Origin of the sequence: Amycolatopsis dongchuanensis, assembly GCF_039542405.1 — a bacterium.
In the GTDB taxonomy this organism is placed as follows: Bacteria; Actinomycetota; Actinomycetes; order Mycobacteriales; family Pseudonocardiaceae; genus Amycolatopsis_E; species Amycolatopsis_E sacchari.
On the sequence record NZ_BAABIB010000039.1, the window covers coordinates 1 to 15479 of the forward strand.

Here is a 15479-nt window from a genome sequence, read left to right on the forward strand (position 1 = left end):
CATAAAGCTCTACTGGCTTAGTTCACTAGCACACTGTTGAGTTCTCAAACAACACGCAGTTGAATCTGCAATTCAAGCTTTGTGTTTCCCCGATGAAGGGCTGCTTCTACCACTACTGATTCGTAGTGGTTGGAAGCGGCTCCACCTCGGGGCCGCCGCAGTACATTACCTGGTTCGGATCGCGGTGTCAACCGCCCGACCCTGGTCTCCGGTGGCCGGGGCTTTCGGCCCCGTCCGCCCGGTCTCCCTGGCGACGAAGAGAAGATTACACGCCCTGAAACCCCCCTGAAACAGGGGGGTCCGTTAACCCCGTTTCCGCAGGTCAGAGCACAGGGAGCAGGGTCCTCAGCTCATACGGCGTCACCGCGCTGCGGTAGTTGTCCCACTCGACGCGCTTGTTGCGGAGGAAGAAGTCGTAGACGTGCTCGCCCAGCGCTTCGGGCAGCAGCTCGGAACGCTCCATCTCCGCGAGCGCCTCGCCGAGGTTCTGCGGCAACTGCTCGTAACCCGCGGCCTTGCGCTCGGCCTCGGTGAGCGACCAGATGTTGTCCTCGGCCGGCGGCGGCAGCTCGTAGCCCTTCTCGATCCCCTTCAACCCGGCGGCCAGCACGACGGAGTACGCGAGGTACGGGTTGCAGGCGGAGTCGATCGTCCGGATCTCCACGCGGCGCGAAGACGCCTTGCCCGGCGAGTAGTTCGGCACGCGGACCAGGGCCGACCGGTTCGCCCGGCCCCAGGAGACCGTCGTCGGCGCCTCACCACCACTGATCAGGCGCTTGTACGAGTTCACCCACTGGTTGGTCACGGCCGAGATCTCGCGCGCGTGGTAGAGCAGGCCAGCGACGAACGCCTTGCCCGTCTCCGACAACTCGAACGGGTCCTCGGGGTTGTGGAAGGCGTTGCGATCGCCCTCGAACAACGACACGTGCGTGTGCATGCCCGAACCCGGCTGGTTGGTGAACGGCTTCGGCATGAACGTCGCGCGCACACCCTGGGTGATCGCGACCTCCTTGATGACGTAGCGGAACGTCATCACGTTGTCGGCCATCGTCAGCGCATCGGCGTACCGCAGGTCGATCTCCTGCTGACCCGGCGCACCCTCGTGGTGGGAGAACTCGACCGAGATGCCCATCGCTTCGAGCGTCTCGATGGCGTGCCGGCGGAAGTGCGTGGCCGTGGCGTGGCTGGCCTGGTCGAAGTACCCGCCGTTGTCCGCGGGCTCGGGCTCGGTGCCGTCGTCGGGCAGGCTCGACAGCAGGAAGAACTCGATCTCCGGGTGCACGTAGCAGGTGAACCCGGCCTCCCCCGCCTTCGACAGCTGCCGTCGCAGGACGTGCCGCGGATCGGCCCAGGACGGGGAGCCGTCGGGCATCGCGATGTCGCAGAACATGCGCGCCGAATAGTGGCCGCCCTCCTCGGTCTCCCAGGGCAGGACCTGGAAGGTGGACGGGTCGGGCTTGGCGATCATGTCCGATTCGTAGACGCGCGCGAAGCCCTCGATGGCCGATCCGTCGAATCCGATCCCGTCGGTGAAGGCACCCTCGAGCTCCGCGGGGGCGACGGCCACCGACTTGAGGAACCCGAGGACATCGGTGAACCACAGACGGACGAACCGGATGTCCCGTTCCTCCAGCGTGCGCAGCACGAACTCCTGCTGGCGATCCATGGCCGCACCCTACGGGCGCTGTGTTAACGCCATGTTTCGTGGTTCTCCCCGTACCCCGAGCGTGGGAACGGACACCGACAGCAGCGCCGCGAGCCCGCACAAACCGCCCGCCACGTACCAGGCGAGGTCGTAGCTGCCGGACTGGTCGTGGATGACGCCGGCACCCACGGCGGCGATCGACGCGCCGATCTGGTGCGAGGCGAACACCCAGCCGAAGACGATGGGACCGGTCATGCCGAACCGGTCACGGCACTGCGCGACCGTCGGCGGCACGGTCGCCACCCAGTCCAGGCCGTAGAAGATGATGAACGCCCACATCGGCGGTTCGGTGGTGGGCGCGAACAGGTGCGGCAGCAGCAGGAGCGAGGCGCCGCGCAGGAAGTAGTACCCGCCGAGCAGCCAGCGCGGGTCGACGCGGTCGGTGAACCAGCCCGACGCGATCGTGCCCGCCACGTCGAAGATGCCGACGAGCGCGAGCAGCGAGGCCGCGGTGGTCACCGGCATGCCGTGGTCGTGCGCGGCGGGGACGAAGTGCGTGCCCACCAGGCCGTTGGTGGACGCCCCGCAGATCGCGAACCCGCCTGCCAGCAGCCAGAACACGCGCGTCTTCGCGGCGTCACGCAGCACCGTCAGCGCCCGCCGGGCCGTGCCGTGCGTCGGTGCGGGCTTCTCCTCCGCCTCGGCCGCCCCGTAGGCGGTGGTCCGGACGTCGCTGGGGTGGTCGTGCAGGAACACGAGCACCAGCGGCACGACGGCGAGTGCCGCGAACGCCACGACCAGCGACGCCGAGCGCCAGCCGGAGCCCTCCGCGAGCGCCGCGATCAGCGGCAGGAACACGAGCTGACCCGCCGCCCCCGCCGCCGTCAGCACGCCGCTGACCAGGCCGCGGTGCCGGACGAACCAGCGGCTCGTGACGGTGGCCACGAACGCGAGCGCCATCGAGCCCGTGCCCGTGCCGACCAGCACGCCCCAGCACAGCAGCAGCTGCCAGCTGGCGTTCATGAACACGGTGAGCCCGCTGCCCGCCGCGACGAGGACCAGCGCGCCGACCACGACGCGGCGCATGCCGAACCGCTCCATGAGCGCGGCGGCGAACGGCGAGATCAGCCCGTACAGGATCAGGTTGACGCTGACCGCGGCCGAGATGGTGCCGCGCGACCAGCCGAACTCGTCGTGCAGTGGATCGATGAGCACGCTCGGGGCTGCGCGGAAACCGGCCGCGCCGACGAGGGCGACGAAGGCCGCGAAGGCCACCAGCCAGGCGCGGTGGAAGCGGGTTTTCGTGGTCACCCGATCAGCATCGGTGATCTTGCCGCGCCGGACGAGTGGCCGAAGCGCCAATATGTGCAAAAATTCGGCCATGCACCGCGTCGTCGTCCTGGCCGTCTCCGAGGTCATCGGTTACGACCTCAACATCCCGCCCCAGGTGTTCGCCAGCGCCGAGCAGGACGGGAAACCGCTCTACGACGTGCGCCTGTGCGGGATCGACGACCGGCCGATCCGGGTGAGCTACGGCTACTCCGCCCAGCTGGCACACGGGCCGGAGGTGCTCGCCGAGGCCGACACCGTGATCGTCCCCGGGACGCGGGTGGCCGGGCCGAGGCAGGACGGCACGCTGCCGCCCGAGCTCGCCGCCGCGCTCGCGCGCATCCCGGCCCACGCGCGAGTCATGTCCATCTGCACCGGCGCGTTCGTCCTGGCCGCCGCAGGGATCCTCGACGGCAGGCGGGCCACGACGCACTGGGCGCACGCCGAGCGGTTCCGGCAGCTGTACCCGCGGGTGGAACTGGACGAGAACGTGCTGTTCGTCGACGACGGCGACGTGCTCACCTCGGCCGGGCTCGCCGCGGGCGTCGACCTGTGCCTGCACGTGATCCGGTCCGACCACGGCAGCGCCGTCGCGAACCAGGCGGCCCGGTACTGCGTGGTGCCGCCGTGGCGGGACGGCGGACAGTCGCAGTTCATCGACCGGCCACTGCCCGAGCCCGACGACGGCAGCACAGCGGCGACCAGGGCGTGGGCGCTCGAACGGCTCGCCGAACCGCTCGGGCTCGAGGACCTGGCGCGGCACGCGCGGATGAGCGTGCGCACCTTCAGCAGGCGCTTCCGCGCCGAAACGGGGCTGTCGGCGCGGGCGTGGCTGAACCAGCAGCGGGTCCTGCACGCACGCCACCTGCTGGAGACGACGAACCTGCCCGTCGACCGGGTGGCCGCGGAATCCGGGCTCGGCACGGCCGCGTCCCTGCGCCAGCACCTCAACGCCGCCATCGGGGTCTCGCCGCTGGCCTACCGGCGCACCTTCTCCCGCTCCTGACCGGCACCGCTACGGTTGTCGCATGCTCCGCCGCACTGCGAGTGTCCTCGTGCTTGTCCTGGCCCTCGCCTGCGGCTGCGCCGGTTCGCCCGACACGAGCGGACCGCTGCCCGACGGCCCCGGGCTCGTCAGCGCCGCGGCGGCCACGATGGGCCAGATCACCAGCATCCAGTTCGACCTCGGGGTCAGCGGCAGCATCCCCGGCCTCGACATCCGCGAGGTGAAGGGCTGGGCGAGCCGGGACGGCGGGCCGCACGGCTCGGCGATCGGCCAGGCCGACATGCAGGAGACCACCAACCGGTTCGAGCTGCGTTACGAGATCGACGGCGACGAGCTGGTGCTCACCGACCAGCGCGGGCAGCAGACCCGGGAGCCGGTGCCCGCCGAGTACGCGCCGGCCGGACTGCTGTCGCAGGGGCTGCCGAGGCTGCTGACCAGCGCCACCGGGCTCAAGACGGAGACGAAGGAAGACGTCAAGGGCGTCGAGACGTACCGCGTGACGGGGGAGCTGGCCAAGGACGTCGTGTCGAGCGTCCTCCCGCAGATCCAGTCGGATGTGGACGTGAAGTTCTGGGTCACCCGGAGTGAGCCCCGCACCCTCGTCCGGGTGTGGATGCAGGTGCCGCCGCGCCAGCCGAACGAGGGGGCCGTGATGCTCGAACTCGGCCTTTCGGGGGTCAACAGCCCGCCCAGCACCACTCCGTCGCGTTAGGCGGGGCAGCGCGTCCCGTCCGGCGGCAGGGTGCCGTCGACGAGGTACGCCAGGCCGTTGACGTCCACGCACTGGTTGCCGTGCAGGAACGCGGTGTGCTGCGCACCTTCGTAGGTGAGCAGACCGCCCCGCATCTCCGCCGCGAGGTTGACGCCTGACTGGTACGACGTCACGGGGTCGTTCACCGTCGAGATCACCAGCGGCGCCGGCACTCCCGGCAGGAACGGGCGGTGCGGCTGCGAGGTGCTGGGCACGGGCCAAGCCGCGCAGATGTCCGGTTCGCCCTCGTCCGGGCGGCCGCCGTCGAGGAACGGCGCGGCGTCGAGCAGTTGCCGGTGGATCCCGGTGATCTCGGCCGGGTCGGCAACTCGCGGGTTGTCGACGCACCGCACCGCGTAATAGGAGTCCTGCAGCGACGAGTACTTCCCGTCCTGGCCGCGCTCGTAGTAGCTATCGGCGAGTTGAAGCAGCAGCGAGCCGTCCCCCGCGCGGAGGAGGTTCAGCGCGGCGTTCAGGTTCGGCCAGGACTGTTGCGAATACATGGCCTCCACGACGCCGGTCATCGCGTCGTCGTACGACAGCTTCCGCCCGCCACCCGCGGCGGCGGGCGTGGTGAGGAGCGGGCGGGTGAGGTTCTCGAACGTCTCCACCGCCTGCGCCGGGTTCTGACCCGTCGCGCAGCCGGCGTGCTTCGCGCACTCGGCGGCGAAGAGGCCGAAGGCGCGCGTGAAGCCCTGGCCCTGCGAGAGCAGCGAGTGCGGCTCGTCCTCGGTGGGATCGATGGCACCGTCGAGCACCATGGCCCGCACCCGTGAGGGGAACGCCTCCGCGTAGCTGTAGCCGATCTGCGTGCCGTAGGAGTAGCCGAGGTAGCTCAGCTTCTCCTCGCCGAGCGCGGCACGCAGGACGTCGAGGTCCTTCACGACGTCGCGCGTGCCGACGTTCGCGAGCATCTCCGCGCCGTGTTCGGTGCGCTGCACGCACTTCGCGGCGAAGTCCCGCGCCTCCGCCGTCCAGGCCGCCGCCGATTCCGGGGATGTGCCGTCGCCGGGGTGCCGCTGGCGTTCCGCATCCCGTTCGGCGTCGGTGAGGCAGCGCACGCGCGGCTCGCTGGCACCCACCCCGCGCGGGTCGAAGCCGACGAGGTCGAACCGCAGCCCGATCGCCTCGCCCTTCACCGTCGGCACCAGGCGCGCGGCGGCCTCCATGCCCGAACCGCCCGGTCCGCCGGGGTTGACCACGAGCGAGCCGATGCGGTCCGCCGGGTCGGCCGCCTTGTGCCGCAGCACGCCCACCGTGATCGTTTCGCCCTCCGGCTTCGCGTAGTCCAGCGGCACCGTCAGGCGCGCGCACTCCACACCCGGTGTGGCGAAGGCGGCAGCGCTCTGCTCCCCCGTGGCGTACGACCGGCAGTCACCCCAGGAAAGCGCTTGCTCGTAGAACCTGTCGAGTGCGTGGACGTCGGACACCGGGGACGGCTGGGGCCGGGGCGGCGCCTGCACGGGAGTGCACGCGAGCAGCGCGACCCCGAGCAGACCGAGCACGGCCGGCAGCCGACAGTGACGGAAAGGCATCTCCCCCATCGTGCCAGCCGGTCACTGCGCCGCGCAGCGCTTCCCCTCCGCCGGGAGCGTCCCGTTGAGCAGGTAGTCGGTGCCCGCCTGGTCGACGCACGAATTCCCTTGCAGGAACACGGTGTGCTGCGTGCCCTCGAACGTCAGCAGTGCGCCCTTCATCGCTTTCGCGAGGTTCACGCCCGCTTCGTACGGGGTGGCCGGATCGTTGGTCGTCGAGATGACCAGCACCGGCGGGACACCGGCGACCTCCGGCTCGTGCGGCTGCGACGTGTTGGGCACCGGCCAGAACGCGCACGCGTCGAGCGCGGCGCCGTTCGGCTTGCCGTCGTCGAGGAACGGGGCGACCTGGTCGTAGCGGTTCTCGGCGTCGAGGATCTCGGCCTTGTTCGTGACACGCGGGTCGTCGACGCAGCGGATGGCGGTGAAGGCGTCCTGCGTGTTGCTGTAGTGGCCGCTCGCATCGCGCTCGTTGTACTGGTCGGCGAGCGCCATCAGCGTGGTGCCGCGGCCGGTCCGCAGCTCGTTGAGCCCGGTGTTGAGCGGTTCCCACAGCTGCTGGGAGTACAACGCCTGGATCGCGCCGAGCGTCGCGTCGTCGAAGGTCAGCTCACGGCCGTCGGAGAGCCGGACCGGGTTGTCGATCAAGGGGCGCACGAGGTCCTGGAACGCCTTCGTCGCACCGGCCGCGTTCTTCCCCAGCGCGCAGTCCTGCCGGGCGGCGCACCACGCGGCGAACTGGTTGAACGCCACGCCGAAGCCCGCACCCTGCGCGACGAGCGACTCCATCTCGTCCTGGTTGGGGTCGAGCGCGCCGTCGAGCACCATCGCGCGGACGTTGCCGGGGAAGGCCTCCGCGTAGGTGTAGCCGATGCGCGTGCCGTAGGAGTAGCCGAGGTAGGTCAGCTTCTGCTCACCCAGCGCCGAACGCAGCACGTCCATGTCCCTCGCGACGTCGCGGGTGCCGATGTTGGCGAGCATCGCGGTGCCGTGCTCGGTGCGCTGCGCGCACTTGGCGGCGAAGTCCTTCGCCTCCGCCTCCTGCTTCGCGACCCCGGCGGGCGAGCCGTCCGTGTCGAGGTCCTCGCTGCGCCGGGCGTCGCGCTCCTGATCGGTCAGGCAGGTCACCTCGGGCTCGCTCGCGCCGATCCCGCGCGGGTCGAAGCCGATCAGGTCGAACCGGGTGCTGACCTCACTGCTCTGGGTGGCCAGGCCGGCCGCGGCGAGCATGCCGGAAGCGCCGGGGCCACCCGGGTTGATGACGAGAGCCCCCGCCCGTTCACCCGTCGCCTTGTGACGCAGGACACCCAGGGTGATCGTGTCCCCCTGCGGGTTCGCGTAGTCCAGCGGCACGGTCAGCCGCGCGCACTCCAGATCTTTCTGACCAAAGACGGATTTCGCATCGTCCGAAGTCGCGTAACGTACACAGTCGCCCCAGGTCAGGGGCTGCGCGTAGAACCGGTCCAGACCAGCGGGGACCGGACCGGCCGGACCCCGCTGCTCGGTCTGGTCCTGCGGTTGCCGCGTGCCGGTCTGCTCGGAGGTGCAGGCGGTGAGCGGCAGCAGCAGGCAGGCACCGAGGAGGACGGCTACTCGCGCGGTTCGCGACCGGGCTCGCTGTAGGAGGGACACGCGCCGATCGTGCCATCCTGGCGGGGAACACCGGACCACCACCACCTCGTTGGTGGGTCGGACTGAGAGAGACAGGAGACCAGGGGTGCCAGCACTGATCACCCGGATGGGCAAGCGGTTGCGCAGGCTCATCGAACGCCCTGGCAGCGCCGAGCTGACCAGGTACGAGGCGTTGCTGCCCGCGATCGGTGACCTCGAGGCCGAACTCGGGGAACTCAGTGACACCGAGCTGACGGAGCGGGCGGGCAAGCTGCGGCTGGAGGCGGAGTTCGGGGACACCCAGCTCGTCGAGATCTGCGCGCTGGGCCGCGAGGCGGCGAAACGCGCGCTCGACGAGCGCGCGTTCGACGTGCAGCTGCTGGGCACCATGGGGCTGCTGACCGGGCACGTCGTGCAGATGGAGACCGGTGAGGGCAAGACGCTGGCCGGCGCGCTCGCCGCGGCCGGGTACGCGCTGCAGGGCAAGCGCGTGCACGTCACCACCGTCAACGACTACCTCGCCCGCCGTGACGCGGAGTGGATGAAGCCGGTCTACGACCTGCTGGGCGTGTCGGTGTCGTGGGTCGACCCGACGCTGACCCGCGACGAGCGGCGTGAGGCGTATGCGCGGGAGGTCACCTACGGCGCGGTCAGCGAGATCGGCTTCGACGTGCTGCGCGACCGGCTGGTCACGCGCGTGGAGGACCTCGTGCAGCCGGAGCCGGAGGTCGCGATCGTCGACGAGGCCGACTCGGTGCTCGTCGACGAGGCCCGCGTCCCGCTGGTGATGGCGGGCTCGGTGGACCACGCGACGGCGGACGTCGAGGTGGCGAACGTGGTGCGGCGGCTGCGGCTGGGCCTGCACTACGAGACGGACAGCGACGGCCGCAACGCGTGGCTGACGGCCGCGGGCGCGTCCGTCGTCGAGAAGGCCCTGGGCGGGATCGACCTCTACGACGAGTCCGGGGCGGACAGGCTGGCCGCGGTGAACGTCGCGCTGCACGCGCACGCGCTGCTGACGCGGGACGTGGACTACCTGGTGCGCGACGGCAAGGTCCAGCTGATCAACGCCTCCCGCGGCCGCGTCGCCGAGCTGCAGCGGTGGCCGGACGGGCTGCAGGCCGCCGTCGAGGCCAAGGAGCAGGTCGCGGCGACCGACCGCGGCGAGATCCTCGACTCCATCACCGTGCAGGCGCTGATGGCGCGGTACCCGCAGGTGGCGGGCATGACCGGCACCGCGGTCGCCGTCGCCGAGCAGCTGCGTGAGTTCTACAAGCTCGAGGTGGCGGTCATCCCGCCGAACAAGCCGAACATCCGCACCGACGAGCCGGACCGCATCTACGCGTCGCCCTCGCAGAAGCTGCGGGCGATCGAGGCCGAGATCCGGGAGGTGCACGAGACGGGGCGGCCCATCCTGGTCGGCACCCAGGACGTCGCGGAGTCCGAGGAACTCGCCGAGAAACTGGAGAAGGCCGGGCTGCCGTGCGTCGTGCTCAACGCGCGCAACGACGCCGAGGAAGCGGCGATCATCGCGGAAGCGGGCAAGTACGGCGCGGTCACGGTGTCCACGCAGATGGCGGGCCGCGGCACCGACATCCGCCTCGGCGGCGCCGACGGCAAGGACCGCGAGCGGGTCGCGGAGCTGGGCGGGCTGCACGTCATCGGCACCGCGCGGTACCCGTCGAGCCGGCTCGACGGGCAGCTGCGTGGCCGGTCGGGGCGGCAGGGCGACCCGGGCAGCGCGGTGTTCTTCGCGTCGCTGAACGACGAGCTGGTGCTGTCGAACGCGCCCGACGTGCCCGAGGGCATCGCCGCGGACGAGGAGACGGGCCGGATCACCGACCCGGCGGCGCAGCGGCAGATCAACCACGCGCAGCGGGTCGCCGAGGGCGTGCACCTGGAGATCCACCGCAACACCTGGCGCTACACGCGGCTGATCGAGCACCAGCGGGCGGAGCTGCTCAAGCACCGCGACGAGCTGCTGCGCACCGAGCTGGCCGCCGAGAAGCTCAAGGAGGCCGCGCCGAAGCGGTACGAGGAGCTGGCGGAGAAGCTGGACTCCGACGCGCTGGTGCAGGTGTGCCGGGAGATCATGCTGTTCCACCTCGACGAGCTGTGGTCGGACCACCTGGCGTACCTCAGCGACGTGCGGGAGAGCATCCACCTACGCGCCATCGCGCGGGAGACGCCGCTGGACGAGTTCCACCGGCTCGCGATCCCGGAGTTCCACAAGATCGTCCCGACGATCGAGGAGCGCTCGCTGAAGACGTTCGAGGAGGCCGAGGTCGGCGACGACGGGATCGACCTGGGCGCGGCGGGCGTGCGGCGGCCGAGTTCGACGTGGACGTACCTCGTGCACGACAGCCCGTTCGACTCGGACTTCGAGCAGACGCTGAAGCAGGTGCGCAGCCTGATCAAGCGGAAGTAGGTTCGCTCGCGCACATTCCGCTGTGAGCAGCGGTGGTCTGGGCGAGAATGACCTCATGCCGCAACTGAGGATCGCGCTCGCCCAGATCAACGCGACGGTCGGGGATCTCGCGGGCAACGCGCAGCTCCACGTCGACTGGGCGAAGAAGGCCGCCGAAGCGGGAGCACACGTCGTGGTGTTCCCCGAGATGTCCCTGACCGGCTACCCGGTCGAGGACCTGACCCTGCGCAAGACGTTCGCGCAGGCGTCCTGCCAGGCGGTCGACGACCTGGCGCGGCGGCTCGACGAGGCCGGTTGCGGCGGGCTGCTCGTGTACGCCGGCTACCTCGACAACGACGAGGTGGGCCCGCGGGACGCGGCCGTCGCGCTGTACGGCGGCGAAGTGGTGGGCCGGCAGTTCAAGCACCACCTGCCGAACTACGGGGTGTTCGACGAGCACCGGTACTTCAAGCCGGGGCAGACGCTGGACGTCGTGCGGCTGCACGGGCTCGACATCGGCATGGTGATCTGCGAGGACATCTGGCAGGAGGGCGGCCCGGTGACCGCGCTGGGCGAGGCCGGGGTGGACCTCGTGGTGGCGCCGAACGCGTCGCCGTACGAGCGGTCCAAGGACGACATCCGGCTGCCGCTGGTCGCCCGGCGCGCCGCGGAGGCTCGCGCGCCCCTGGTCTACACGAATCTCGTCGGCGGGCAGGACGACCTGGTCTTCGACGGGGACTCGATCGTCGTCGGCGCTGACGGTGCGTTGCTGGCGCGGGCGCCGCAGTTCGTCGAGCACCTGCTGGTGGTCGACCTCGACCTGCCCGCGGGCGGGCACTCGTCGGAGGGCTCGTTCGAGGGGCTGGAAGTGCGACGGCGGGTGCTGTCGTCGGAGCCGGTGCCGGCGTACGAGCCGGTTCCCGCGCCGGTTTCGGAACCGCTGTCGGACGAGGCCGAGGTGTGGTCGGCGCTCGTCGTCGGGTTGCGGGACTACGTGCAGAAGAACGGGTTCCGGTCGGTGACGTTCGGGTTCTCGGGTGGCATCGACTCGGCGCTCACGGCCGCGCTGGCGGTGGACGCGCTGGGGCCGGACGCGGTGTACGGCGTGTCGATGCCGTCGGCGTACTCCTCTTCGCATTCTCGCGAAGACGCGGCCGAGTTGGCGCGGCGGCTCGGCTGCCACTTCCGGACCGAGTCGGTCGAGGACATGGTGCGGGTCTACGTCGACCAGCTGAACCTCACCGGTCTGGCGGAGGAGAACATCCAGGCGCGGGTGCGCGGGATGTTGCTCATGGCACTGTCCAACCAGGACGGTCACCTCGTGCTCGCCACGGGGAACAAGACGGAGCTGGCCGTCGGCTACTCGACCATCTACGGGGACGCGGTCGGCGGGTTCGCGCCGATCAAGGACGTGTTCAAGACGCACGTGTGGGAGCTGGCGCGCTGGCGGAACGCGGAAGCCGAGAAGCGCGGTGAGGTGCCGCCGATCCCGGAGAACTCGATCACGAAGCCGCCGTCGGCGGAGCTGCGCCCCGGCCAGCTGGACACCGACTCGCTGCCGGACTACCCGCTGCTGGACGACATCCTGGACGACTACGTCGAGGGCGACCGCGGCTACGCGGACCTGCTCGCGGCGGGCTTCGACGCGGAGACGATCGACCGCGTGATCCGGATGGTCGACCGGGCGGAGTACAAGCGCCGCCAGTACCCGGTCGGCACGAAGATCACGTTCAAGGCCTTCGGCCGCGACCGCCGCCTCCCCATCACGAACGGCTGGCGAGAGGGCGACCAGCGCTGAGGGTTTGACGGGGCGCCCGGCGGACGGCCGGGCGCCACCGAAAAGCACCTCCTACTGAGGCCGCGCACCAGCGGGAAAGCTGGTGGGCCGGAGCCGACGAAGGAGAGTTCTGTGCGGTATCGACGTCTGGGCGAGTGCGGTCTCAAGATCTCCGAACTGTCACTGGGCACCTGGCAAACCCACAACAGCCACAACACCGCCGGCGCGGTACAGGTCACCCGCCGTGCGTACGAGCTGGGCGTGAATCTTTTCGATACCGCGAACGAGTACCAGGACGGCGCGGCTTCTACCCCTCGGAGCCAAGGGCCAATTCGAACGCGCAACTGTCGCGCAACACATATGCGAGAAATACCGTGGCGTGACTCCTCGACAGAGAAAGCGTTTAGGTGAAAAGATGCCAAACGAGCACGCTTCGAATGATCTTACCGCAAAAATGGCAGTTATCACCGGTGGAGGCCATGGAATCGGCAGAGTGATCACCAACCGGCTCACCGACCGGGGCTGGCACTGCGTGATTGCCGGTCTTGACGATGAAGACCTTGAACGAACAGCCAGCGCTGCCAGCAACAAAGTCGTCACACTGCAGTGTGATGTATCGACCGAGACGGGCAGGAAAGCACTAACAGCACTGGCGGACAGTCAGGGCAACGAGTTGAAATTGCTGGTCAACTGCGCCGCACGATCGAGCAAAATGCCGTTGTTCGGCCAGGACGCGCAGACGTGGGAAGCCGAACTATCCACGAACGTGACGGCAATTTCATTACTCACCGCCTGGGCGATCGACAGGATGCGATATTCAGGCGGTGGGTCGATCGTGAACATCGGCTCCGTTTATGGAAACTTGGGTATGAACAACCGTTTTTATGACCAGGACAGTTTCCCGCCAGAAGGCGACAAAGGACCGTACCGCGCACCGGCGTACCATGCATCAAAAGGAGCAGTCGCAGCCCTGACGCGCGATCTGGCAATACCTGCCGGGAAGTGGAACGTCCGCGTGAACACGGTGTGCCCCGGAATGATCTGTGTTCCAGAGCGAACTATCTCACCGGAAAGGACCGAACGGTTCCAAGAATGGACACCGCTACACCGGCTCGGACGCCCGGAGGACGTCGCGGCCGCAGTAGAATTCCTCGCCTCCGACGACAGTTCTTTTATCACAGGCACGGAGCTGGTAGTCGACGGGGGCTGGTCCATCTGGTGATCCCCAGTCATGCATCGTCTCTCGGCAAGCAGCCGTTTCCGGCTTGGAAAGCACGTGCGGGCCAGAGGGGACACCCCTCGTGGGTGAGCTGGCCGATCAGCTCGCCCACGTACCAGTGACGCCAAACAGGGATTACCCGGATCACTTCACGGGCAGCGACAGTCGTGCTATACTCCCCCTTCAGTATCACCTACGCGGTAGTTCGGCGACCGCTCAGCGGTGAATGGCAACCACCTAAGCTGCAAGTTCAATCCGGTTGCGTTTGCAGGCCAAAGTACCAAAATGACGACTTGACATCCTCTGCGACAGGATTAGGTCGGAATTCCTGCGAAACACGACGCGCAACCACAACAACACGAGAACCTAGCGGCGAATGCACTTCCCGCATAGTGCGACATCGCTCTTTCTGCGGACCCGGCCGCGCACCAACGAGCACCCAACAACCTGAACGCAAGAGTTCAAACCTGCACGAGTGACTCATTGCCCGAACCCGCGGTCGCACCAACACCGACTTAGCACGTGGAATACGCAAGGGAACGTTGATGAGCGAAAGCGCTATGGCCGTCATCACCGGGGCGGGAACCGGTATAGGGCAGGCGACGTCGTTGCGATTGGCGCGGGAGGGGTACGCCTGCCTTCTGGTCGGCCGTCGCGAGGCGCCTCTCAAGGAGACCGAAGAACGCATCCGCGAACTGGGCGGCACGGCGCTCGCGATTCCGGCAGACGTCACGACCGAAGAGGGCAGGGACGGGATACTCCGGGCCATCGATGACGCGTCCTCCCCTTTGGGAGCTCTGGTGAACAACGCCGGAGACACATATCTGGCCCCGTTGTTCGCACAGAACCTCGCGAAGTGGCGGCAGAATTTCGCCCTCAACGTCGAGGCCGCCGCCTTCCTCTCCTTCGCCGCCATGGAGCGCATGGCGGCACGCGGAGCCGGGGCGATCGTCAACATCGCCTCGGTGTACGGGATAGTCGCTCTCAACAACCGCTACTACGGCGACCGCATACCCGAGCAAACACCGGACGGCCCCGTGCGGGGGGTGGCTTACGCCGCCTCCAAGGGAGCGGTCCGAGCGCTCTCCAGGGAACTCGGCGTGGCCGGGGCCAAACTCGGTGTCCGGGTCAACACCGTCTCCCCTGGCATGATCCACGTCGGGAAGGAAGCTTACGCAGACAGGGCGCGGGTGCGCCCCTTCGAAGAAGCCACCCCGATGGGCCGGTTCGGCCGCCCCGAGGAAGTCGCGAACGCAGTGAAGTTCCTGCTGTCGGACGAAGCGAGTTTCGTCACAGGCGCCGAGATCGTGGTGGACGGGGGATGGACCCTCTGGTGAACGCGCTCAGGACATTGCCACTCGGGGCATCCGGGTGGCGCAGCGCCTGCTCGTGCTCGACCTCGCGAGTGCGAGCAGGCGCAAATCGCTTCCCTTCTGACGGCTCGTCGGGGAGGATCCATGCGTTATGACTGCGCAGGGCATCGCCGTGTTCGAGACCGTGCTCGGACACTGCGGCATAGCCTGGGGTGAGCACGGGGTAGTGGGCGTACGCCTCCCTGAGGGGAACGCCGCGCGGACACTTGCCCGGCTGCAGGCTTCCGTTCCCGACGCCGTCGAGACCGAGCCGCCCGGGGAGATCCAGCTGGCGATCGCGGAAATCGTCGCACTACTGCGGGGTGAGCCGCGCGACCTGGCCGCGGTCAGGCTCGATTACACCGGCGTGCCCGAGTTCCACCGCCGGGTCTACGAGCTCGCGCGGACCATCCCGCCCGGCAAGACGCTGACCTACGGCGACGTGGCCCACCAGCTGGGGTTGCCCGGTTCGGCGCAAGCGGTGGGGCAGGCTCTCGGGCGCAATCCCTTCCCCATCGTCGTGCCGTGCCATCGCGTGCTGGCCGCCGGGGGCGGGATGGGCGGCTTCTCCGCCCCCGGCGGCGTCGACACGAAGCTGAAGATGCTCGTGATCGAAGGGGCCCTCAGCGAGCAACCCACGCTCTTCTAGATGTGATGTCCAGAGAGGTTGGTCAGCCGGGTGATCGGTGGTTTGCCTCCGATGGCGCTGTGGGGTCGGTGGTGATTGTAGAAGTGCAGCCAGCCTGGTAGCGCGGTCCGGCGCAATGTTTCGGATGGGTAGAAGCGGGCGTAGGCCCAGCCCTCGGCCAGGGTGCGGTGGAACCGTTCGATCTTGCCGTTGGTTTGC

General features: G+C 68.9%; 13 protein-coding genes. 8 read left to right on the top strand and 5 right to left on the bottom strand.

Going from position 1 to position 15479, the window contains the following annotated elements; genetic code table 11:
- Positions 1-322 precede the first annotated feature (322 nt).
- Both glnA and ABFX51_RS07310 read right to left on the bottom strand, forming a co-directional pair.
- On the bottom strand, positions 323-1666 hold the full coding sequence (gene glnA, locus ABFX51_RS07305; RefSeq protein ID WP_091517223.1) for a type I glutamate--ammonia ligase: 1344 nt from the start codon (positions 1664-1666) through the stop codon (positions 323-325).
- Between the two features lie 9 nt (positions 1667-1675).
- The gene (locus ABFX51_RS07310; protein WP_428832448.1) at positions 1676-3028 is read right to left on the bottom strand and encodes an MFS transporter; all 1353 of its coding nucleotides are present in this window, start codon (positions 3026-3028) and stop codon (positions 1676-1678) included.
- Between ABFX51_RS07310 and ABFX51_RS07315 the strand changes: the two genes are divergently transcribed.
- Positions 3027-3980, top strand: coding sequence for a GlxA family transcriptional regulator (locus tag ABFX51_RS07315; protein WP_346052963.1), 954 nt, complete (start codon positions 3027-3029; stop codon positions 3978-3980). The genes ABFX51_RS07310 and ABFX51_RS07315 overlap by 2 nt on opposite strands.
- 22 nt (positions 3981-4002) lie before the next feature.
- Positions 4003-4692 (top strand): LppX_LprAFG lipoprotein, encoded by a 690-nt coding sequence (locus ABFX51_RS07320; protein ID WP_346052965.1) that lies wholly within the window; start codon positions 4003-4005, stop codon positions 4690-4692.
- Here the strand turns inward: ABFX51_RS07320 and ABFX51_RS07325 are convergent.
- Both ABFX51_RS07325 and ABFX51_RS07330 read right to left on the bottom strand, forming a co-directional pair.
- Positions 4689-6266, bottom strand: coding sequence for an alpha/beta hydrolase (locus tag ABFX51_RS07325; RefSeq protein ID WP_346052967.1), 1578 nt, complete (start codon positions 6264-6266; stop codon positions 4689-4691). The genes ABFX51_RS07320 and ABFX51_RS07325 overlap by 4 nt on opposite strands.
- 21 nt (positions 6267-6287) lie before the next feature.
- Positions 6288-7829, bottom strand: a complete 1542-nt coding sequence (locus ABFX51_RS07330; protein ID WP_346052976.1) for an alpha/beta hydrolase — start codon at positions 7827-7829, stop codon at positions 6288-6290.
- Between the two features lie 154 nt (positions 7830-7983).
- On the opposite strand from ABFX51_RS07330, the gene secA2 reads away from it, so the two are divergent.
- The 6 genes from secA2 (at position 7984) to ABFX51_RS07355 (ending at position 15281) form a co-directional block, all read left to right on the top strand.
- The gene (secA2, locus tag ABFX51_RS07335; RefSeq protein WP_346052969.1) at positions 7984-10305 is read left to right on the top strand and encodes an accessory Sec system translocase SecA2; all 2322 of its coding nucleotides are present in this window, start codon (positions 7984-7986) and stop codon (positions 10303-10305) included.
- A 55-nt stretch (positions 10306-10360) separates the two neighbouring features.
- Entirely contained in the window at positions 10361-12082 is a 1722-nt protein-coding gene (locus ABFX51_RS07340; protein WP_346052971.1) for an NAD+ synthase, read from the top strand.
- Positions 12083-12193: 111 nt separating this feature from the next.
- Positions 12194-12472 (top strand): aldo/keto reductase, encoded by a 279-nt coding sequence (locus tag ABFX51_RS39605; RefSeq protein ID WP_428832447.1) that lies wholly within the window; start codon positions 12194-12196, stop codon positions 12470-12472.
- A gap of 4 nt (positions 12473-12476) precedes the next feature.
- Positions 12477-13283 (top strand): SDR family NAD(P)-dependent oxidoreductase, encoded by an 807-nt coding sequence (locus ABFX51_RS07345; RefSeq protein WP_091517229.1) that lies wholly within the window; start codon positions 12477-12479, stop codon positions 13281-13283.
- 542 nt (positions 13284-13825) lie between these two features.
- The gene (locus ABFX51_RS07350; protein WP_091517230.1) at positions 13826-14617 is read left to right on the top strand and encodes an SDR family NAD(P)-dependent oxidoreductase; all 792 of its coding nucleotides are present in this window, start codon (positions 13826-13828) and stop codon (positions 14615-14617) included.
- Between the two features lie 127 nt (positions 14618-14744).
- A complete protein-coding gene (locus tag ABFX51_RS07355) occupies positions 14745-15281 on the top strand; it encodes a methylated-DNA--[protein]-cysteine S-methyltransferase (protein WP_091517231.1) in 537 nt (178 codons plus the stop codon).
- Here the strand turns inward: ABFX51_RS07355 and ABFX51_RS07360 are convergent.
- On the bottom strand, positions 15278-15479 hold a 202-nt coding region (locus ABFX51_RS07360), incomplete at its 5' end, for an integrase core domain-containing protein (RefSeq protein WP_346052974.1). The genes ABFX51_RS07355 and ABFX51_RS07360 overlap by 4 nt on opposite strands.

Excerpts from the sequence above, each read along its gene's own strand:
- ABFX51_RS07340 (WP_346052971.1), top strand. The coding sequence starts at position 10,361 with ATGCCGCAACTGAGGATCGCGCTCGCCCAGATCAACGCGACGGTCGGG.
- ABFX51_RS07350 (WP_091517230.1), top strand. The coding sequence starts at position 13,826 with ATGAGCGAAAGCGCTATGGCCGTCATCACCGGGGCGGGAACCGGTATA.
- ABFX51_RS07320 (WP_346052965.1), top strand. The coding sequence starts at position 4,003 with ATGCTCCGCCGCACTGCGAGTGTCCTCGTGCTTGTCCTGGCCCTCGCC.
- ABFX51_RS07355 (WP_091517231.1), top strand. The coding sequence starts at position 14,745 with ATGACTGCGCAGGGCATCGCCGTGTTCGAGACCGTGCTCGGACACTGC.
- ABFX51_RS07345 (WP_091517229.1), top strand. The coding sequence starts at position 12,477 with ATGCCAAACGAGCACGCTTCGAATGATCTTACCGCAAAAATGGCAGTT.
- glnA (WP_091517223.1), bottom strand. The coding sequence starts at position 1,666 with ATGGATCGCCAGCAGGAGTTCGTGCTGCGCACGCTGGAGGAACGGGAC.
- ABFX51_RS07310 (WP_428832448.1), bottom strand. The coding sequence starts at position 3,028 with ATGGCCGAATTTTTGCACATATTGGCGCTTCGGCCACTCGTCCGGCGC.
- ABFX51_RS07315 (WP_346052963.1), top strand. The coding sequence starts at position 3,027 with ATGCACCGCGTCGTCGTCCTGGCCGTCTCCGAGGTCATCGGTTACGAC.
- ABFX51_RS07325 (WP_346052967.1), bottom strand. The coding sequence starts at position 6,266 with ATGCCTTTCCGTCACTGTCGGCTGCCGGCCGTGCTCGGTCTGCTCGGG.